The organism is Kutzneria sp. CA-103260, assembly GCF_018263855.1.
GTDB lineage: Bacteria > Actinomycetota > Actinomycetes > Mycobacteriales > Pseudonocardiaceae > Kutzneria.
The window spans coordinates 7,039,907-7,058,882 of sequence record NZ_CP073318.1; the positions used below are offsets into that span (position 1 = coordinate 7,039,907).

At 70.5% G+C, this 18,976-nt stretch carries 17 protein-coding genes; 6 read left to right on the top strand and 11 right to left on the bottom strand.

The window, feature by feature from the left end:
* Window positions 1–5: 5 nt before the first annotated feature.
* The 8 genes from JJ691_RS30900 to JJ691_RS30935 form a co-directional block, all read right to left on the bottom strand.
* Entirely contained in the window at window positions 6–1,259 is a 1,254-nt protein-coding gene (locus tag JJ691_RS30900; RefSeq protein WP_249227119.1) for a DUF4910 domain-containing protein, read from the bottom strand.
* Window positions 1,256–2,281 carry an NAD-dependent epimerase/dehydratase family protein gene (locus JJ691_RS30905; RefSeq protein WP_211763117.1) on the bottom strand — a complete coding sequence of 342 codons (1,026 nt, stop codon included), beginning with the start codon at window positions 2,279–2,281 and terminating at the stop codon, window positions 1,256–1,258. Before JJ691_RS30905 ends, JJ691_RS30900 begins: the two co-directional genes overlap by 4 nt.
* Window positions 2,282–2,286: 5 nt before the next feature.
* Window positions 2,287–2,937, bottom strand: coding sequence for a PIG-L deacetylase family protein (locus JJ691_RS30910; protein WP_211763118.1), 651 nt, complete (start codon window positions 2,935–2,937; stop codon window positions 2,287–2,289).
* Window positions 2,934–3,710 carry a sugar phosphate nucleotidyltransferase gene (locus JJ691_RS30915; protein WP_211763119.1) on the bottom strand — a complete coding sequence of 259 codons (777 nt, stop codon included), beginning with the start codon at window positions 3,708–3,710 and terminating at the stop codon, window positions 2,934–2,936. Before JJ691_RS30915 ends, JJ691_RS30910 begins: the two co-directional genes overlap by 4 nt.
* Window positions 3,707–4,933 (bottom strand): class I SAM-dependent methyltransferase, encoded by a 1,227-nt coding sequence (locus tag JJ691_RS30920; protein ID WP_211763120.1) that lies wholly within the window; start codon window positions 4,931–4,933, stop codon window positions 3,707–3,709. The genes JJ691_RS30915 and JJ691_RS30920 overlap by 4 nt, the downstream gene beginning before the upstream one ends.
* Before the next feature lie 303 nt (window positions 4,934–5,236).
* On the bottom strand, window positions 5,237–5,833 hold the full coding sequence (locus JJ691_RS30925) for a helix-turn-helix transcriptional regulator (RefSeq protein WP_211763121.1): 597 nt from the start codon (window positions 5,831–5,833) through the stop codon (window positions 5,237–5,239).
* Window positions 5,834–6,188: 355 nt separating this feature from the next.
* Window positions 6,189–6,584: a TIGR03668 family PPOX class F420-dependent oxidoreductase gene (locus JJ691_RS30930; protein ID WP_211763122.1), complete on the bottom strand. Its 396-nt coding sequence runs from the start codon at window positions 6,582–6,584 to the stop codon at window positions 6,189–6,191.
* Window positions 6,581–7,282, bottom strand: a complete 702-nt coding sequence (locus JJ691_RS30935; protein ID WP_211763123.1) for a TetR/AcrR family transcriptional regulator — start codon at window positions 7,280–7,282, stop codon at window positions 6,581–6,583. The genes JJ691_RS30930 and JJ691_RS30935 overlap by 4 nt, the downstream gene beginning before the upstream one ends.
* Window positions 7,283–7,407: 125 nt before the next feature.
* Here JJ691_RS30935 and JJ691_RS30940 point away from each other — a divergent pair, with 125 nt between their 5' ends.
* Window positions 7,408–7,839 (top strand): nitroreductase/quinone reductase family protein, encoded by a 432-nt coding sequence (locus tag JJ691_RS30940; RefSeq protein ID WP_211771814.1) that lies wholly within the window; start codon window positions 7,408–7,410, stop codon window positions 7,837–7,839.
* Between the two features lie 73 nt (window positions 7,840–7,912).
* On the opposite strand, the gene JJ691_RS30945 is transcribed toward JJ691_RS30940, so the two are convergent.
* Window positions 7,913–9,400, bottom strand: coding sequence for a glycoside hydrolase family 28 protein (locus JJ691_RS30945; protein WP_249227120.1), 1,488 nt, complete (start codon window positions 9,398–9,400; stop codon window positions 7,913–7,915).
* 331 nt (window positions 9,401–9,731) lie between these two features.
* Here JJ691_RS30945 and JJ691_RS30950 point away from each other — a divergent pair, with 331 nt between their 5' ends.
* From JJ691_RS30950 to JJ691_RS30960, 3 genes are read left to right on the top strand one after another with little or no spacing between them, the layout of a single operon-like run.
* Window positions 9,732–11,333, top strand: coding sequence for a GMC family oxidoreductase (locus JJ691_RS30950; protein ID WP_249227121.1), 1,602 nt, complete (start codon window positions 9,732–9,734; stop codon window positions 11,331–11,333).
* Window positions 11,330–11,761 (top strand): hypothetical protein, encoded by a 432-nt coding sequence (locus JJ691_RS30955; protein WP_211763124.1) that lies wholly within the window; start codon window positions 11,330–11,332, stop codon window positions 11,759–11,761. The genes JJ691_RS30950 and JJ691_RS30955 overlap by 4 nt, the downstream gene beginning before the upstream one ends.
* On the top strand, window positions 11,761–13,188 hold the full coding sequence (locus JJ691_RS30960) for a benzaldehyde dehydrogenase (RefSeq protein WP_211763125.1): 1,428 nt from the start codon (window positions 11,761–11,763) through the stop codon (window positions 13,186–13,188). Before JJ691_RS30955 ends, JJ691_RS30960 begins: the two co-directional genes overlap by 1 nt.
* A 15-nt stretch (window positions 13,189–13,203) precedes the next feature.
* Here the strand turns inward: JJ691_RS30960 and JJ691_RS30965 are convergent, their stop codons facing one another.
* Complete coding sequence (locus JJ691_RS30965; protein WP_211763126.1) at window positions 13,204–14,679, bottom strand: FGGY-family carbohydrate kinase; 1,476 nt, start codon at window positions 14,677–14,679, stop codon at window positions 13,204–13,206.
* An 18-nt stretch (window positions 14,680–14,697) separates the two neighbouring features.
* Here JJ691_RS30965 and JJ691_RS30970 point away from each other — a divergent pair, with 18 nt between their 5' ends.
* Both JJ691_RS30970 and JJ691_RS30975 read left to right on the top strand, forming a co-directional pair.
* Window positions 14,698–15,861 (top strand): NAD(P)/FAD-dependent oxidoreductase, encoded by a 1,164-nt coding sequence (locus JJ691_RS30970; RefSeq protein ID WP_211763127.1) that lies wholly within the window; start codon window positions 14,698–14,700, stop codon window positions 15,859–15,861.
* Window positions 15,861–18,083, top strand: a complete 2,223-nt coding sequence (locus JJ691_RS30975; RefSeq protein ID WP_211763128.1) for a helix-turn-helix domain-containing protein — start codon at window positions 15,861–15,863, stop codon at window positions 18,081–18,083. Before JJ691_RS30970 ends, JJ691_RS30975 begins: the two co-directional genes overlap by 1 nt.
* Before the next feature lie 213 nt (window positions 18,084–18,296).
* On the opposite strand, the gene JJ691_RS30980 is transcribed toward JJ691_RS30975, so the two are convergent.
* Window positions 18,297–18,974 carry a class I SAM-dependent methyltransferase gene (locus JJ691_RS30980; RefSeq protein WP_211763129.1) on the bottom strand — a complete coding sequence of 226 codons (678 nt, stop codon included), beginning with the start codon at window positions 18,972–18,974 and terminating at the stop codon, window positions 18,297–18,299.
* Between the last annotated feature and the right edge of the window lie 2 nt (window positions 18,975–18,976).

Consider the following 18,976-nt stretch of genomic DNA (forward strand, 5'->3'; position numbering starts at 1 on the left):
CGGTGTCACTCCTTCACCAGGCCGGCGCCGCGCAGGGCGTCGGCCGCGTCCGCGACCGTGGCGAACGGCAATCCGGATCGTTGCGCTACGTCCAGCAGGCTGTGCTCGCCGTCGGACAGGTTCAGCACCCACAACATCGCCAGCTGGGCCTGTTTCGTGTCACTGCGCCCGCCGAGCGAGTCGTACAGCCCGCGCCGGCCCAACTGCGGCTCGCCGTACGGACTCAGGTTCACGTAGCGGCGGTCGCGCTCCAGCACGGTCACCGCCGCCCACAGGGTCTCCAGGGTGTCGGCCATCGACTCCTCGGTGACGAAGTCGGGATCGTCCCCGGAGGTGTGGTATTCCGGATAGCCGGCATAGGGCGTCCGGGTGAGGCTGCCGACGCCGAGGTTGAAGCCCGGTGAGCAGTACTGTCGCTCGTCGTAGCCGTACGGGGAGAAGTCGAGCACCGTGTGCTCCCGCCCCAATTCCCGCAGCACGTGCTCCATGGCCCGGTCCATCGGCGCGTCACCGCGGCGGCTTCGCTTGTACGTCACCGAGCCGCGGTCGCCGGCGCAGGCGATGGTGACGCCGCCGAGGATCCGGTCCACCCGCTCGAAGTTGCGGGCCAGCCAGGTGATCGCGCCGATCGTGCCGGGCGCGAAGATGAACCGGTAGGTGTAGCGCGGTTTCCGCGCCGCCAGGCGCTTGGCCAGCTCCACTGCCACCGCGACGCCGGCCATGTTGTCGTTGGCCAGCGAGGGATGGCAGATGTGACACGAGACGATGATCTCGTCGGTCAGCTCACCGGGGACCACGTGCTCGCCGTAGCTGAGGTGCCCGTCCGCCAGGGTGGAGTCGATGAACACCTCGTAATCGCCGTCCGGCAACGACTCCAGCACGTCGTGCCGTAGGCAGAAGCCCCACCGCTCGGCGTAGTAGCTGGTCCGGTACGGGATCAGCGCCGGCTGTTCCGGCAGTGTGTGCAGGTGCTCGCGCAGCTCGGCCAGCGGCATCACCGCGTGCATGGGCGTGCTGTAGCCGACGACGTGCAGGTTGTGCTCGGCGAAGTCGATCACCTTGCGGCCGCTGGCATCCTTCACCCAGGCGTCCCGGATGTTCCACTCCCGCGGCACCGTCCAGTCCAGCACCTCGGTCCCGGTCGGCACCTCGGAGACCGCCAGCTCGACCTGCTCGCCGATGATCTCCAACGTCCGGCGCAGGCCGTTCCCGGTGATGCTGCGGCACACCGGGAACAGCCGCTCCACCAGCTCCTTCACCGAACGGGCCGCATGTCCGGGCCGAGGGTGCCCGCGTCGGTGCGGTCCGAGAGCCGGGCCAGCCGGGTGAAGCGGTGCTTGAAGTCCTGCTCGGTGAGCCCGAAGCGCTGGTACGCCTCGTAGAGCTCGACCGCGCCGTCCTTGACCGACCACGCGGCGTGGTAGTCCGGCATGGCCGCCCGGATCCGGCTAAAGTCGACCCGGTAGGAGCGCGGGTCCGCGCCGGCCTCACCGGTGATCACCAGCTTGGAGCCGGGCACCGCCTCGATCACCTCGCCGGCGATCTCGGCCACGGTCAGGTTGTTCAGCTCGGTGCCGACGTTGAACGCCCTGTTGTGCACCGATTCCTTGGGTGCGACCAACGCGCAGGCGAACGCGGCGGCAATGTCCTTGGCGTGCACCAGTGGCCGCCACGGGGTGCCGTCGGACAGCACGCGCACCTGGCCGGTCAGGTGCGCGTGCCCGACCAGGTTGTTCAGCACGATGTCCGCGCGCAGCCGCGGCGAGAAGCCGAAAGCGGTGGCGTTGCGCATATACACCGGCGTGAAGTCGTCGTCGGCCAGCTCGGCCACGTCGTCCTCGACCCGCACCTTGGACTCCGCGTACGGCGTCACCGGGCGCAGCGGGGCGTCCTCGTCGACCAGACCGCCACCGCCGGACGCGCCGTAGACCGAGCACGTCGAGGCGTACAGGTAGCGCTCGACGCCGGCCTCCTTGGCCAGCCGGGCCAGCGTCACCGAGGCGTGGTGGTTGATGTCGTAGGTCAGCTGCGGGGCCAGCGAGCCCAACGGGTCGTTGGACAGCGCGGCCAGGTGCACCACGGCGTCCACATCGGACAGATGCTCGGCGGTGACGTCACGGAGGTCGACGTCGATGCCGGCCGGGTCGGCCGGCCGGTCGCCGAGCACGCAGTCCGCGAACAGGCCGGAGTCGAGGCCCACCACCTCGTGCCCGGCCTCGGCCAGCACCGGGGCCATCACAGTGCCCAGGTAGCCCTGGTGTCCGGTCAGCAGCACGCGCATCCGGGTCATCCTCCAGCCAGGTCGAGAACCAACTTGTTGACGTGGAACGCTTCCGCGTACCGGGCCTTGCACTCGATGCCGCGGATCCGGGCCAGGCCGAGGAAGGCCTCGCGGTCGTACCAGGGGCGGTCGCGCTGCGACGGGTAGTGCTCGTGCAGCAGCCGCACCTTCGCCTCGGCGATCTCGTCGGCCAGCGGCTGGTACACCGCCGGGCGGCCGAGGTCCCCGTCCCACTTGACGATCTCGTAGCCCAGGGCCAGGTGGTCGCGGAACACCTGCGGCACCAGCTCGGCCAGGCCGCGGTGATCCTGGTGCGCGTCAAGGGTGTTCGGCGCGAAGATCAGCTCCGGGGCGGTGCGCGACCGCAGCTCCTCCACCGCCGCCTTGGCCTCGTCCCAGTGCGCGGGCAGCCGACCGTCGGGCAGCTTGCCCACCGTCACGCTCAGCTGCGCGCCGGGGCAGAAGGCCGCCAGGGCGGCGTGTTCCTCGTCCTCGCGGGGAGTTCCGCCGCCAGTCAGCACGAGCGCGTCCACCTTGAGGCCGGGATTGGCCTGGCACAACGTGAGCAGACTGCCGCCCGCGCCGATCGCGATGTCGTCGCAGTGCGCGGCGAGCAGGGCGATCCGGCGCGGGCGTCCGGCCGAGAATCCGATCATTCCCTTTCCCACAAGGCCCAGGGCCGCTCGCCGCGCGAGTAGGCCTCGTCCAACGCGACCCGTTCCTTCACGGTGTCGGTCGGCTTCCAGTAGCCGCGGTGCGGATACGCCATCAGCCGCCCCTGCTTGGCCAGCTCCACACAGCCGTCGGCGACCAGGTCGCCGCCCTCCGGGATGTGGTCGAAAACGTCCTGGCGCAGCACGAAATACCCGCCGTTGGACCACAGCGGCATCTCGTTGACCGGGGTGATGCCCGAGACCATGCCACCCCCGCCGAGCTCCACGCAGTGGAAGCTGCCCGGCGGCGGCACGACCATCATGGCCGCGCCCGCGTCGGACTGCTCGAACCGGCCGATGATCTCCGGCAGCGGCGCGTCGGTGAGCACGTCGGCGTAGTTGGCCAGGAACATCTCGTCACCGTCGAGGAAGGGGCGCACCCGGCGCAGCCGTTCGCCGATGGCCGACTCGATCCCGGTCTGCACGAACGAGATCTTCCAGTCCGAGATGTCGGTGGACAGCATCTCCACCTGGCCGCGGGAGAGCACGAAGTCGTTGGACGTGGTCTCCTGGTAGTTCAGGAAGAAGTCCTTGATGTGGTGGGCGCCGTAGCCCAGGCAGAGGATGAACTCGGTGTGCCCGAAGTGGGCGTAGTAGCGCATCACGTGCCAGATCAGGGGTCTGGGCCCGACCAGCTGCATCGGCTTGGGCACGTCCGCGGAGGTGCCGGTGCGCATCCGCATCCCGTGCCCGCCGCAGAACAGGACGACCTTCACGACTTCACCTCAAGTTCGGGGATGGGGAAGACCAGGCTGCCGCCCCACTCGCGGACATAAGCCAGCTGCTCGACCAGCTCGTCGCGCAGGTTCCAGGGCAGCACCAGCACGTAGTCGGGGCGGTCCTCGGCGATCCGCTCGGGCGGCAGGATCGGGATCCGGGTGCCGGGCGTGAACCGCCCGTGCTTGTAGGGGTTGCGGTCCACCGTGTACGCCAGCAGGTCCGGCCGGATGCCGCAGTGGTTGAGCAGCGTGTTGCCCTTGCCGGGGGCGCCGTAGCCGACCACGGTCTTGCCCTCGGCCGCGGCCGTGGTCAGGAAGGCCAGCAGGTCCCGGCGGACCTTGGCCACCCGGGCCGCGAATTCGGTGTAGCCGGACAGTTCGTGCAGACCGGCCGACTTCTCCCGGGCCAACACGTCGTGCACTCGGTCGCTCGGCTCGCCGGCCGCCTCGGTCGGCCGCGCCCACAGGCGGATCGACCCGCCGTGCGTGGGCAGCAGCTCGACGTCCACAACGGACAGTCCGCCGCTGGCCAGCGCCCGCTGCGCGGAAGCGACCGTGTAGTACTGGAAGTGCTCGTGGTAGATGGTGTCGTACTGGTTGAGCTCCATCAGGGTCAGCAGGTGCTGCACCTCGATGGACACCCAGCCGTCGTCGGCGACCAGATAACGCAGCCCCTTGGTGAATCCGATCACGTCGGGGATGTGCGCGTAGACGTTGTTGGCCACCACCAGGTTCGCCGGCCCGTGCTCGGCCCGCACCTGCGCCCCGCTCTCCGGGGTGAGGAACGCGGTCAGCGTCGGCACGCCCTTCTCGCGGGCCGCCTCGCCCACATTGACCGAGGGTTCCACGCCCAGGCAGCGGATCCACCGCGCCACCATGTGCTGCAGCAGGTATCCGTCGTTGCTGGCGACCTCGACCACGAACGAGTCGGCGCCCAGGCCGAGCCGTTCGACCGCGCCGTCCACGAAACGCCGGGCGTGCTCGACCCAGGACGTCGAGTACGAGGAGAAGTACGCGTACTCGGTGAAGGTGTCCTCGGGAGTGATCAGCGGCGGGATCTGCGCCAGCCAGCACTTCGTGCACACCCGCAGGTGCAGCGGGTAGGTGACCTCGGGCTCCGCCAGCTGTTCGGCGGTGAGGAACCGTTCGCACGGCGGCGTCGCGCCGAGGTCCACCACACCCTGCAGGCTCGTCGAGCCACACAGCCGACAGACCGACATCCGCCACGCTCCCCGCGAGAATTCGCTTGCGCGACGCCCGACGGCGTCGCCGTACCCTGATTCGCTCCCTGCACACCGGGTGTTACCGGGGCACGAAAGCGGGGAACGGCCCGCCACGCCAACCACTAGCCCGTTCGGCGTAGCCCTTCGACACCTTCGTTGGAACCAACGAGCACGCGCCGGAGCCGGATACGCGAAACGGACGTCACGCGGGGTCCCCACTCGGTGTGGCGGAACCGAGTGGGGACCACACGCGACGTCCGCGCGGGGTGAGCCGGGCTCACATGATTGGGCTCCAGATGCTCAGATCAGGCCGGCACGCAGCGCGCAGGCCACCGCGTGCACGCGGTTGTGCACGTTGAAGCGTTTGGTCGCGCTCAGGATGATGCTCTTCACCATCCGGTCGGAGCAGGCCATGATGTCGGCGATCTCGGGCGTGTCGTGCCCGTCGGCCATCAGCTGCAGCACGGTCAGCTCACGCGGGGCGAGCATCGCGCCGTCCGGGCCGGCGATCTCCCGGCGCAGGTTCTCGGCCTGCTCGGCCAGGCTCGGCACGGCGGTCCCGCCGGCGGCCTCCATCACCGCGCCGGCCAGCCGGCTGCTGGTGGCCGCGGAGCGCGGCAGCAGCGAGACGACGCGACACCGGTGCAGCGACGGCGCCTGCTCGGGGTCGACGTGGTCGGTGGCCACCACGGTGGGCAGCGGGGCGGCCTGCGCCGCCTTGGTGAGCGCGCCGATGAAGTCGGCGTTGACCCGGTCGGTGACCGTGAGCGCCACGTCGGCGTCGGCCGGCAGCCGGCTCGGCACCACCAGCATGCCCGGCTGCGCTCTGATGTAACTGGCCAGCCCGACCGCGGAGATCGGATCTCCCGCCTGTACGAACACCCTCACCCGCGCCATGGGTCCTCCCGACCGACTTGCTTCACGGTATGAAGGAGGTAACTCCCCCCGTCTCCAGAAGTTGTCCATAGGGGCATCTATAGGGGCCGCGGCCCGGCTGGAACCGGTCTCGACGGGCAGTGATTGGAAGAGCCGAATCAGCCTTCCCGGCGCGGGTTCCACCGATATTCGCGGCCCCGGTTTCTGATCTTCAACGGATCATGAGCGCTGGTGGGAGCTATGCCGCCCAGGCTGTCGAACGCCGTTCGTTGACCGCGCAACACGTTTCACCATGCGCGACAGGGGTGTTTGGCCACCCTTCGGCCGATATCCACGACCACAGTGGCCTTGGTCACTCCAATCATGGGAATGCGTTCTAGCCGCTCCAGTTCACAACCGTGACCACGTCGATCCGAATCACCGGACCGGTCGGCGGCCGCTCGCGGTACTGCTCGTACTTCGCGCACAGCCAGGCGACCGGTTCGGCCCGCTCCGCCTCCTCGGTCAGCACCCGCGCCGTGCCGTCGACCCGCACCCACCACAGCCGCCGCCAGTCTTCCTCGTAGTGATCGACAAGCAGGCTGACCTGGTCGTTCTCCCGGATGTTGCGCAGCCGACGCAGATTGGTGGTGGTCTTCGGCTTGTGGTCGACGGCGATCACCACCACCTGGCCGTGCACGGCGAAGGTCACCGGCACCAGATGCGGCCGGCCGTCCACGCCCGTGGTGGCAAGCCGAGCAACCCTCGCCCCCGCGAACCGGTCCAGGCTCACGACGGCATGCCGACCAGGTCGGCCAGCACCTCGACGGCGTAGGCGAAGAACTCGTCCGACGGGTCCACGCTGCCCACCAGCTGGCCGAACAGCTCGAAGCTGACCATGCCGAACAGCTGCGTCCAGGCCACGATCGCCCTGGCCAGCACCTCCGGCGGCAGTTCCGGCGCGATCACCTCGGCCACCGCGCGACACTGCTCGGCCAAGCCCTCGGAGAGCACGCCGGCGTCGCGGGCCGGGCGCAGCGTGCCCTCGGCCCAGGCCACGCGCAGCACGTTGACCATGACCAGCGGCACCTTCTGGGCCTCGGCGATGGTCGCCTCCGGGGCGCGGTAGCCCGGCACCGGCGAGCCGTAGATGAGGGCGTACTCGTGCCGATTGGCTCGGGCCCAGTCGCGCACCGAGTGGCAGACCGCCTGCCAGCGGCCGCGCAGATCCCGCTCCGGCAGGCGTTGGTCGGCCGCGATCGCCGCCGCCCCCAGTGCCCGGTAGGCATCGATGATCAAGGCTGTGAGCAGCTCGTCCTTGCTCGGGTAGTAGCGGTAGATGGCCGAGCTGACCATGCCCAGCGCGCGGGCCACCGCCCGCAGCGACAGGCCGTCCGCGCCCGACACCACCAGTTGCCGCCGAGCCTCGTCCTTGATCTCCGCGGTCAGCTCGGCCCGGGCGCGATCACGTGCTGTCCGTCCTGCGTTCACGGTCCGCAGCCTATCAGAGCGGCGACCACTTCCGAGAGCACTGCTCTTGACTGTGCGCGCCGATTCGTGTTCACTGTTCTCAAGACAGAGCACCGCTCTCGAATCGGAGAAGGCAGATGACCACCATGACCCGCTACATCGAGCCCAAGCGCGCGACGAACGTGTTCAACCAGCTGGTCGCCGGCCTGACGCGACTGGGCGTGAGCGTGTGGGGCAGCCGGGTGCTCGCCGTCCGCGGCCGCAAGAGCGGCGACTGGCGCACCACCCCGGTCAACCTGCTCACCATCGACGGCGTTCGCTACCTCGTCGCGCCACGCGGCGAAACCCAGTGGGTGCGCAACATCCGCGTCGCCGGCTCCGGCGAGCTGCGCCTGGGCCGCCGGGTCGAGACCTTCACCCCCACCGAGCTCGCCGACGCCGACAAGCCGGCCATCCTGCGGGCCTACCTCAAGCGCTGGAAGTTCGAGGTCGGCGTCTTCTTCGACGGCATCGACCACACCGCCACCGACGAGCAGCTGCTGGAGATCGCCCCCGGCTACCCGGTCTTCCGGGTCTGACCACAGACGTGGACAAGGCGGTGTCACTCGCATCGGGGGGCGAGCAACACCGCCTTGCATTCATCTGGTCAGATCAGCTGGCGCACTTCTCCGTGGAGCCGGAGTTGTTGACGCGCAGCTTGGTGCCGCCGGTCAGGCAGTAGCCGTTGACCTGCTGCAGACCCAGGTCGTAACTGGCCTTGCCGGCCTGCGCGGTCACGTTGTCCAGGGTCAGACCGGTGGCGGCGTTGGCGATGATCGCCGGCCGCGCGTCGGACTTGTCGAACGTGAAGCCGCTGTTGGTGAACGTGACGCCGGAGACGTTGTGCAGGTAGAACCCGTACGCCGGCCGGGTGCCGATGCTGTTCGGGTTGTAGTCCCCGTTGTCGCTGGGCACGCCGGCGCCCACCGCGCCGCTGCCGCCGGGCAGGTCCAGGTGCACGTTGTCGAAGGTGACGTCGCTGATCGCGTGCCCGGACTGGCCCCACATGGTCGGGCTGAACTTGCCGGCCTTGGTGCCGGTGATGTTGCTGTAGTGGATGTCGCTGATGCTGCCGATGCCGGGACTGCCGCCGCAGCGCTTGCGGGTGCCGATCTTCTGCATGATCGGCGACTGCGTGTTGGACATGGTGACGTCGTCGTAGTGCACGTTGCTGATGTGCGCGCCGTCCATGGACACCAGGCCCAGTCCGGACTTGCCGGCGCCGGTGATGGTGATGTGCGAGAACTGGTAGTCGGTGAAGTCGCCGCAGGTCTCGGACCCGAACATCAGGGCGTTGCAGCAGCCGGCCGACAGCTGCGCGTTGGTGACGGTGACGTGCCCGCTGGGCAGCGTCTTGCCCAGCGCCCAGTCGCTCTTGAACACCAGGGCGTCGTCGTTGGCGGCGTCGGTGATGTTCGTGATGGTGACGTTGGTGGTGCTGATGATGTTCCAGCCGTCCCGGTCGCTGGCGGTGGAGATCGTCAGGTGGTCGGACACCACGTGGTCGCACCCGTTGATCAGCGCGCCGAAGTGGCCGCCGCGCTTGAGGGTGATGCCGGACAGCGTCAGGTTGGTGCACCGGGTCAGCGAGATGATCTTGTCCGCCTGGCCCAACTTCGGGTTGCCGGTGATCAGGTGGCCGCCGCCGTCGATGGTGCCCGCGCCGGTGAAGCCGATGTTGGTCAGCCCGTCGCCGTAGAACATGGCGTCGTGGAAGTGGCTGTGGCCGTAGTCCTGGTACTTGTCGTACGGGTTGGACTCGGCCTGGTCGTAACCCGAGGAGGCGCCGGTGATGGTGGAGCCGGCGTCCAGTTGGATGGTGACGTTGCTCTTCAGGTGGACGGTGCCCGACGACAGGTAGCTGCCCGACGGCACCTCGACCGTGCCGCCGCCGGCCTTGTTGGCCGCGTCGATGGCCTTGTCGAAGGACGCGGCGACATTGGTCTTGCCGTCGGCCTTCGCGCCGTAGTCGGTGACCTTGTAGGTGGTCGCGTGCGGCTGGACCGTGGCCGCCGCGGCGCCTCCGGCGCAGAACACGACGATCCCGGCCACCGCGATGGCCGGCAGCAGGGCCGATCTCCGCAACGCTGCGTAGCGCACGCTATCCTCCCAGGGACGAGGAAATGTAAACGTTTTCAGCGCGGCGGCTCGGCCAGACTAGGAGCGTCGGACACACCGAGTCAAGGCCCACCCCCGCGAGTCCCGCTCTGGGACACACCGAAATGCGGGTTTCGCATCTGTGCCCGAAACCGGCATTCGGTGTGCCGGAGAGCGTGACTCGCGGGGTGTACTCGGATCGCCGCCCGATCGGCCAGTATCCGGATCACCGGCGGCCCGGGTGGCCGGGCCGGCGATAGCCTTCTCGCCTTGCCGCCGATCGGGCGGCGGGATAGGTTCGAGGGAAAGCGCTTTCCCAACGACGGGGAGGACCGTGGAACACGCGGATGTGCTCGTGGTGGGCGCCGGGGCGTCCGGTGGCGTGGTCACCGGCGCGCTGGCCGAGGCGGGCTTCGACGTGGTCTGCCTGGAACAGGGTCACTGGCCGGACCGCACCGACTTCCCGGCACTGCGCCCGACCTACGAGCTGGAGGCGCGCGGCGGCTGGGGCGGCAATCCGACACTGAGGGGCAGACCTGAGGACTACCCGGTCAACGAAACCGGTTCCGACATCGCGACCCTGATGTACAACGGCGTCGGCGGCAGCATGGTGCTGTACGCCGCGGACTGGCCCCGCCTGCTGCCCTCGGACTTCCGCACCCGCACGCTGGACGCCGTCGGCGACGACTGGCCGCTGACCTACCGCGAGCTGCAACCGTTCTACGAGCGCACCGACCGGGCCTTCGGCGTGTCCGGCCTGGCCGGCGACACCTCGCTGCCGCCGGGCGGCGAGTTTCCCCTGCCGCCACTGCCGATCGGCGACGGCGCGCTGCGCATGGCCCGCGCCCACGACCGCCTCAAGTGGCACTGGTGGCCCGCCCCCAACGCGGTGCTGTCACGTCCCTATCAGGGCCGAAACGCCTGTGCCCACTACGGTTCCTGCATGCAGGGCTGCCCGGAGGGGGCCAAGGCGTCCACCGACGTGACCCACTGGCCCGCCGCCGTCAATGCCGGCGCGCGGCTGCTCACCGGTGCCCGCGTGTCCCGCATCCTCACCGACCGCCAGGGCCTGGCCATCGGCGCGGAATACGTTGACCAGCAAGGAAAGTGGGACATCGTCAAGGCCGACGTGGTGATCCTGGCGGCCAACTCGGTCGGCACCGCGCGCATCCTGCTCAACTCGGCCTCGCCGCGTTTTCCCAACGGGCTGGCCAATTCCAGCGGATTAGTGGGCCGCCGGCTGATGGTGCACCCGTTCGCCAACGTCACCGGCTACTTCGACGAGCCGGTGGACGCGGGCGGCCACGTCGGGGCCAAGATCGTCAGCTACGAGTTCTACGAGACCGACCCGGACCGGGACTTCGTGCGCGGCGCCAAGTGGAGCCTGGCCCCGACCGGCGGCCCGCTGAACGCGGCGCTGCCCTCGCGGGCCGGGAACTCGGTGTGGGGCAAGGGACATCACGCCCACGTGCGCCACCACCTCGGGCACTCGCTGAGCTGGTGCATCTTCGGCGAGGACCTGCCCGACGAGGACAACCGGGTGGAGATCGACGACAGCCTGACCGACTCCTCCGGCATCCCCGCGCCCAAGGTCAGCTACCGGGTCGGCGAGAACTCCCGGCGGCTGCTGGACTTCAACATCGAGCGGGCCCAGCACTCGTTCGCCGAGGCCGGCGCGCACCGCACGGCGGTGGAGTCGCTGATGCGCTTCTCCGGCTGGCACCTGCTGGGCACGGCGCGCATGGGCGGCGATCCGGCGACCTCGGTGGTCGACGGCTGGGGCCGCGCCCACGACGTGCCCAACCTCTACGTCGCCGACGGCAGCGTGTTCGTCACCTCGGGGGCGGTCAACCCGACCAGCACGATCGTGTCGCTGGCGCTGCGCAACGTCGAGCACCTCATCGAAAACCGGCGCGAGCAAAGGACTCCCCGATGACCGAGGACAAGGTGCGCGGCTGGCTCGGCGCGATCGCCGACGAGTTGATCCCGGCGGCCGACGGCATGCCCGCGGCCACCGAGGTCGGTGTCACCGGCAGCCAACTGGACCTGGTGCTCGCCGTGCGGCCGGACCTGGCCCGCGCGCTGAACCGGGCCTGGGCGCTGGCCGGCGAGCACCGGCCGGGGCCGGCCCTGCGGCTGCTGACCGATCTCGACCCGCGGGCCCACCAGGCCGTGCTGGAGATCGTCGCCGGCGCGTACTACACCAGCGACCTGGTCAAACGACTGCTGGGCTACACCGGCCAACAGCCGGTTCCGGTCCGTCCGGAGGACTATCCGGCCTACCTGGCCGAGGGTCTGCTTGACCGCGTGGTGGATCGTGGACCGGTGCACCGAGACCCCGACTCCCTGTCACGGAGGCAGTGATGCTCGTGTCCGACCAGACGGTGTTCGCCGGGCTGACCGGGGACCAGGTCGACATCATCGAGCCGGCGACCGGCAAGACGCTCGGCCGGACCCGGTTGGCCAGCGCCGAGGACGTCGCCGCCGCGGTGACCAGAAGCGTTGCCGCGCAACCGGAGTGGGCCGACACGGCGCCGGCCGAGCGGGCCGAGATCCTGCTCCGCGCGGCCCAGTTGATCCACGACCACGAGGACGAGTTCGTCCGGTGGGGCATCCGCGAGTGCGGGGCCATCGCCGGCAAGACCGCGCACGAGGTGCATTCCAGCCGGGGCGAGCTGATCGCCGCCGCCGCGCTGGCCGCCGAGCCGTACGGCCAGTTGCTGCCGTCGGCCGGCCGGATGAGCTACGGCCGCCGGATCCCGTTCGGCGCGGTGGGCGTGATCGCGCCGTGGAACTTCCCGCTGGTGCTGTCCATGCGGGCCGTCGCGCCGGCGCTCGCGCTCGGCAACTCCGTGCTGCTCAAGCCCGATCACCAGACCCCGGTCTACGGCGGCGCGCTGATCGCCCGGCTGTTCGAGGAGGCCGGGCTGCCGGCCGGGCTGCTGGAAGTGTTGCCCGGCAAGGCCGACGCCGGCCAGGCGCTGGTCGCCGACCCGCGGGTGCCGATGATCTCGTTCACCGGCTCCACCCGGGCCGGCAAGATCGTCGCCGCCACCGCCGCCGAGCACGTCAAGAAGGTGTCGCTGGAACTGGGCGGCAACAACGCCGTCATCGTGCTGGCCGACGCCGACCTGGACGCCGCCAGCTCGGTCGGCGCGTGGGGCTCTTTCCTGCACCAGGGCCAGATCTGCCTGACCACCGGCCGGCATCTGGTGCACCGCAAGGTCGCCGACGAGTACCTGGACCGACTCGCCGCCCGCGCCGCCAAGCTGAAGGTCGGCGACCCGGCCGAGGCCGACACCCAGATCGGCCCGATCATCAACGCCACCCAGCTGGCCGGTGTCGACCGCATCGTCCAGTCCTCGGCCGCGGCCGGCGCCGCCATCCGGGCCGGCGGCACCTACGAGGACCTGTTCTACGCGCCCACCGTCCTGGCCGGCGTCACTCCGGAGATGCCCGCCTTCACCGACGAGATCTTCGGTCCCGTCGCCCCGGTCACCGTCTTCGACTCCGAGGACGAGGCCGTCGCGCTGGCCAACGCCACCGCCTACGGCCTGACCGCCTCGGTCATCACCGCCGAACCCTTCCGCGGCTGGAAGCTGGCCGAGCGCCTGCGGGCCGGCATGGTGCACGTCAACGACACCACCGTCAACGACGACCCCACCGCGCCCTTCGGCGGCGTCGGCGCCTCCGGCAACGGCGGCCGCTACGGCGGGCAGGCCAACTGGGAGGAGTTCACCCAGTGGCAGTGGGTGACCGTCCGCGACACCCCACCCGCCTACCCCTTCTGACCCCTGCGAATGCGGCTATTCGGGGCGGGCAGATAGGTGTTGCTGCGCGGCGAGGAAGTGGGAGATGTCCGCCGTCGCCGGGTACAGCGACCGGTAGCGGGCGTAGAACTCGTCGTACGGACCCGAAGGACCGGGCTCTACGGTGTGCACGACGGGGTTCCAGTCGGTGACGTCGACGCCGTGGGCGGATGCGGCGAGCATGGCGTCGCCGAGGCTGGCGCCGATGCTCTCGCGGGTGAGCTGCTGGGGCAGACCGGTGACGTCGGAGACGATCTGGGTCCACAGCCCGCCCTGGGTGCCGCCGCCCACGGCGACCAGCCGCCGGGTGGCCCCGCCGGCCTCGGTCATGGCCTCCAGGTTGTGGCGCACGCCGTAGGCGATGCCCTCCAGTACTGCACGGTACAGTTCACCAGGCCCATGGGACAGCGTCAGGCCGGCGATCACGCCCCGCGCGGACGGATCGAACAGCGGGGTCCGCTCGCCCGCGAAGTACGGCAGCACAAGCAATCCCCGACTGCCGGCGGGCACATCCGCCGCCCGGGCAACAAGATCCTCGAAGGTGCCGCCGACCAGACCGCGCAGCCAGTCGGTCACGGCCCCGGAGGTCGCCATCCCGGCGGCCAGGGTGCTGGTGCCCGGGAACACGCCGGAAGTGGTCCACAGCCCCGGATGCGGCCGCGGCTGGGCGACCACCTGGACCAGGAACATCGTGGTGCCGTACATGACCATGGCGTCCCCGGGCGACCGCACGCCGACGCTGGTGGCCTCGGCCCAGGCGTCGATGGTGCCGGCAGTGACCGGCAGCCCCTCGGGTAGCCCGGTGGCATGGAAGGCCGCCTTGCTCACACGCCCGACGACCTCGGTTGGCCACACCAGCTCCGGCAACGGCAGCCCCGGCGCGACCACGGCGGCCCAGTCCGCGGCCCACTCCCGCCGGCCCAGGTCGTACAGCGGCGAGCACTGGCTGGCCGACTGGTGGTCCAGCACGTACCGCCCGGTCAGCCGGTGCACCAGGAAGGACGAGGCCATCAGCAGCATCCGGGTCCGCCCCCAGACCTGAGGCTCGTTCACGGCCAGCCACCGCAGCTTCGGCCCCACCGCCTGACTTGTCAGCGGCGAACCACCCCGGCGCAGAATCTCCTCACCGCCGAGCAGGTCCGTCAGTTCCGAGATTTCCACGGTTGCCCGGGTGTCGACGCCGTAGAGGACGGCCGGCCGCAGCGGCGTGCCGTCGGCGTCGGCCGGCAGCAGGCACGGCCCGATGCCGCTCACCGCCAGCCCGTTCAGGCGCTCACCCTCGGCTGTCTGGACCAATTCCCGGGCGATGGCGACGAAGTCCCGCCACCACACGTCCTCGGCGTCGTGCTCGAACCACCCGGGCCTGGGCGTCGACACGGCGTGCGGACGGCTCACCCGGCGCCGAACCGTGCCGTCCTCGGCGACCAGAACTCCCTTGGATGCCGACGTTCCGATGTCGATCCCGATGAACATCCACCTATCCTCGTCGACATGGATCAGATCGCGATCGTCGGCGCTTCGGCGGCCGGCCTGACGGCGGCCGAGACGCTGCGCCGTGAGGGCTACCCGGGCCGCATCACGCTCATCGGCGACGAGGCGCACCCGCCCTACGACCGCCCGCCGCTGTCCAAGCAGGTGCTGGCCGGCCAGTGGGAGCCGGAGAAGACCCGGCTGCGCAAGGACGAGCAGATCGCCGACCTGAACGCCGAGTTCCGGCTGGGCGCGCCGGCGGCCGGCCTGGACCTGGACGCCCGCGAGGTGGTGCTGGCCGACGGCACCCGGGTCGGCTACGACGGCCTGGTCGTCGCCACCGGCGTCGCGCCGCGGCGGCTGCCGTTCGGCCACGACCTGGCCGGCGTGCATCTGCTGCGCACCCTGGAGCACGCCACCGAACTGCGGGCCGAAATGCTCAGGCAGCCCAAGACCGTGGTCATCGGGGCCGGCTTCCTCGGGGCCGAGGTCGCGGCCACCGCCCGCACCCTGGGCCTGGACGTCACGCTGGTCGACCCGCTGCCGGTGCCGATGGCCCGCCAGTTGGGCGAGACCGTGGGCAAGCTGCTGGAGGAGCTGCACCGGGACAACGGCGCGCGGGTGCTGATGGACACCGGCGTCACTGAACTGCTCGGTACAGATGGTCATGTCACCGGTGTCCGGCTGACCGACGGCAACGTGCTCGACGCCGGCTGTGTGCTGGTGGCGATCGGCGCGACGCCGGTCACCGACTGGCTCGCCGGCTCCGGCCTGACCATCGACAACGGCGTCGTCTGCGACAGCCGATGCCAGGCCGCGCCGAACGTCTACGCGGCCGGCGACGTGGCCAACTGGGAGCACCCGCGCTACGGCCGGATGCGGCTGGAGCACCGGATGAACGCCACCGAGCAGGGCATGGCGGTGGCCCGCAACCTGCTCGGCGCGGACCAGGAGTTCGCCCCGGTCCCGTACTTCTGGACCGACCAGTACGACGCCAAGGTGCAGGCCTACGGCCTGGTCGGCGAGGGCCTGGAGTACGCGGTGGTGGCCGGCGACCCGGGCGAGCGCAAGTTCGCCGCCCTCTACGGCCGCGACGGCGTCGTCACCGGCGGGGTCGGCTGGAACCTGCCACGCGAGATCCGCAAGCTGCGGCAGGCCGTCGTCGACCGCTCCCCCATGCCGTGATGCCGAGCTCGGCCTTCGGAGACGAACTGGAGCGGCTGCTCACCCGCCGGGGCATGTCCTGGCGGGTGCTGGCCGACCGGGTCGGCTACACGCCGAGCTGGCTGAGCAAGGTCAAGAACGGCACGCCGCCGTCGGCCGAGCTGGCCCGCCGCTGCGACCAGGTGCTGGACGCCGGCGGCCGACTGATGGCGCTGGCCACCGAGGCGGTGCCGGCCCGGCCGGCCCAGCTGCCGGCCGCCGCCGCCCGGTTCGTCGGCCGCGAGCGGGAGCTGGGCCAGCTGCACGAGGCCCTGATGGACGACCGCCAGCTCGGCACGCCGGCGGTGGTGGCGGTCGACGGCTCGCCCGGCGTCGGCAAGACCGCGCTGGCGCTGAAGCTGGCCCATGACGTGGCCGCCGAGTTCGTCGACGGCCAGCTGTACGTGGACCTGCGCGGCTACTCCCCCGACGGCGGCCCGGCGCGGCCGGCCGATGTGCTCGGCGACTTCCTGGCCGCGTTGGGGGTGGCCACCGATTCCATGCCGGCCGACCAGGAGCAGCGGGCCAAGCTCTTCCGATCCCTGGTCAACCAGCGCCGGCTGCTGATCGTGCTGGACAACGCGGCCGACTCGGTGCAGGTCGAGCCGCTGCTGCCGGGCTCGGGCTACTGCGCGGTGATCGTCACCAGCCGGCGGCGGCTGTCCGGCATGGCCATGCGCACCAACGCCCGCCAGGTCACGCTGGGCCCGATGACCGGCGAGGAGTCGCGGCTGCTGCTGCGCAACGTGATCGGCGACGACCGGGTGGACGCCGAGCCGGCCGCGATCACCGCGCTGGCCAAGCACTGCGCGCACCTGCCCCTGGCGCTGCGGATCGCCGCCGAGCGGGTGGCCACCCACCCGCACCACCCGGTGGATGAGCTGCTGGAGGAGCTGGACTCCGACGAGCAGCGGCTGGACGGCCTGGCCACCGACGACTCGCTGGCCGTGCGGTCGGTGTTCTCCTGGTCGTACCGGGACCTGTCGGCCGAGTCGGCCCGCATGTTCCGACTGCTGGGCGTGTTCCGGCGCGGCCAGATCAGCACGCCCGCGGCCGCCGCGCTGGCCGGTGTGTCCACAGTGCAGGGACGGCGGCTGCTGGAGCGGCTGGCCAGCGTGCACCTGGTCGAGGGCATCGAGCGCGACCGCTACCGGATGCACGACCTGCTGCACGTCTACGCCGCCGAGCTGGTGCAGTCCGAGGAGACCGAGGAGTCCCGGCGGGAGGCCGCGGTCCGCCTGACCGACTGGTACCTGCGCACCGCCGAGCGCGCGAACGAGGCGTTGGCGCCGTTCCGCGTGCACATGCTGGAGGTGCCGGCCGCCGGCCCGACCGTCACACCGCTCGACTTCGACACGCCTGTAGAAGCTTTGCGTTGGTGCGACGGGGAAGTCGCCAACCTGCTGCCGGTGATGGAGACCGCCCTGGCCTACGGTCTGGCCGGCACCGCGTGGCGACTGTGCATCGCCTCGTGGGACTACTTCCGGCTACGCACGCCGCTCAGCGTCTGGCTCGCCACGCACGAGTTGGCCACGCGGGCGGCGCGGGCCGAGGGCAACCGGTTCGCCGAGGCGTGGGTGCAGACCAACCTGGCCGTGGCCAAGCACCGGCTGCACGACTTCGAGGCGGCGACCCGGCTGTACGAGCAGGCGCTGGCCACGCGGCGGGAGATCGGCGACCGGCACGGCGAGGCGTGGACGCTGGCCGGGCTGGGGCTGCTGGCCGTCGACCAGCGTGATCCCGACGCCGCGCAGTCGACGGCCGACCAGGCGCTGGCCTTGTTCCGCGACCTCGGCGACCGGCACGGCGAGGTGACCACCATGGCTACCCTCGGCGAGGTCCGCCAACTGCGCGGCGACCATCACGGCGCACTGGTCACGTTGCACGAAGCGCTCTGGGTCGCGCAGGACAGCGACGACGCCTCCGACCAGGCCGAGACGCTGCTGAAGATCGCCTCCGTCTACCTGGCCGACGGGCAGGCCGGCCGCGCGCTGGACAGCCTGGACCAGGCGCTGGTCGCGACCCGGGACGTGCGCAACCGCATGATCGAGGCCAGCGCGTTGTTCCGGCGCGGCATCGTGCTGCGGGAACTGGACCGGGCCGACGAGGCGCGGGAGTCGCTGAGCGCCGCCCTCGCCCTGTACGAGGAGGTCGACGACCGGCAGGCCCTCGATGTCCAGGCCGAGCTGGACGCCCTCGGCTAACCCGAGGGTGACTCGTCCGAATCGCGGGTGACGCAGCCGACACCAGCCACCCGACGATCGGGTGTTTCCACTTTTGCTCAACTCGTCAACACTGTTGCCGCACTGCCGTGTTCGTCATAGTTGAGTGGCGCGGTGCCGTCGTCGGCGGGCGGGTCCACTGGGGGTGGCCCGCCCGCCGACGGCTATTTCCGGCCCAGTCTTATCGGCCCAGTCTCATCGGGGCAGGTCGAAGAAGACCATCGGGTTGTCCCGACTCGGCCGCAGCGGCTGGTCGAGGCCCAGTTCCCGTTTCACGGCAAGCAACTCGGCAAAGGTTTCCGGCGCCCGTTTGGCCGAGGGCGTGAAGAAGTCGATTTTTCGTTCGTTCAGCCAACGAACCAATACGGCGCCCTCACTGAACGGCATCGGCCGCCGGCCGTGGAACACGTCGTGCACACTCACCGGCGTGTTGTTCAGCCGGCTGAACAATTCGGCGATGTACCACCGGGCAAAGCTCGCGCTGTGGGCCGCGTCCAGGAACAGGTAGTCGATCTCCGCCGGCAGCTGAGCCTTCCTCACGTCACCCTGGGTGAAGGTCCAGCGCTCGTCGGCCGGCACCGACCTCAGCACGTGGTCGACCACGTCGTAGGACAGCAAGCGTCCACTGTGTTGAATCCCTTTGGCGTTGTCCCGCAACGCACTCAGCAGCCAGGTGGTGGACCAGCCGTGAAAGGTCCCGATCTCCACCACGGTCGCCGGCCGCAGCTCGCGCAGCCGCAGATACGTCAGCTCGGCCTCGATGTCGTCGAGCTGGGCTCGGATTCCGGGCAGCCGCCGACGCTGCTGCTCGCGCACGGCGGCCAGGTCGTCGGCGTACTTGCGGTAGAGCTCGATGGCGGTGGTCAGGTCCACCG

What these genes read in the sequence shown, in the direction of transcription:
- JJ691_RS30925 (WP_211763121.1), bottom strand. Translation starts at nt 5,833, where the DNA reads ATGGCGCGGGTGAGGGTGTTCGTACAGGCGGGAGATCCGATCTCCGCG.
- JJ691_RS30955 (WP_211763124.1), top strand. Translation starts at nt 11,330, where the DNA reads ATGACCGAGGACAAGGTGCGCGGCTGGCTCGGCGCGATCGCCGACGAG.
- JJ691_RS30940 (WP_211771814.1), top strand. Translation starts at nt 7,408, where the DNA reads ATGACCCGCTACATCGAGCCCAAGCGCGCGACGAACGTGTTCAACCAG.
- JJ691_RS30960 (WP_211763125.1), top strand. Translation starts at nt 11,761, where the DNA reads ATGCTCGTGTCCGACCAGACGGTGTTCGCCGGGCTGACCGGGGACCAG.
- JJ691_RS30910 (WP_211763118.1), bottom strand. Translation starts at nt 2,937, where the DNA reads ATGATCGGATTCTCGGCCGGACGCCCGCGCCGGATCGCCCTGCTCGCC.
- JJ691_RS30965 (WP_211763126.1), bottom strand. Translation starts at nt 14,679, where the DNA reads ATGTTCATCGGGATCGACATCGGAACGTCGGCATCCAAGGGAGTTCTG.
- JJ691_RS30975 (WP_211763128.1), top strand. Translation starts at nt 15,861, where the DNA reads ATGCCGAGCTCGGCCTTCGGAGACGAACTGGAGCGGCTGCTCACCCGC.
- JJ691_RS30905 (WP_211763117.1), bottom strand. Translation starts at nt 2,281, where the DNA reads ATGCGCGTGCTGCTGACCGGACACCAGGGCTACCTGGGCACTGTGATG.
- JJ691_RS30920 (WP_211763120.1), bottom strand. Translation starts at nt 4,933, where the DNA reads ATGTCGGTCTGTCGGCTGTGTGGCTCGACGAGCCTGCAGGGTGTGGTG.
- JJ691_RS30970 (WP_211763127.1), top strand. Translation starts at nt 14,698, where the DNA reads ATGGATCAGATCGCGATCGTCGGCGCTTCGGCGGCCGGCCTGACGGCG.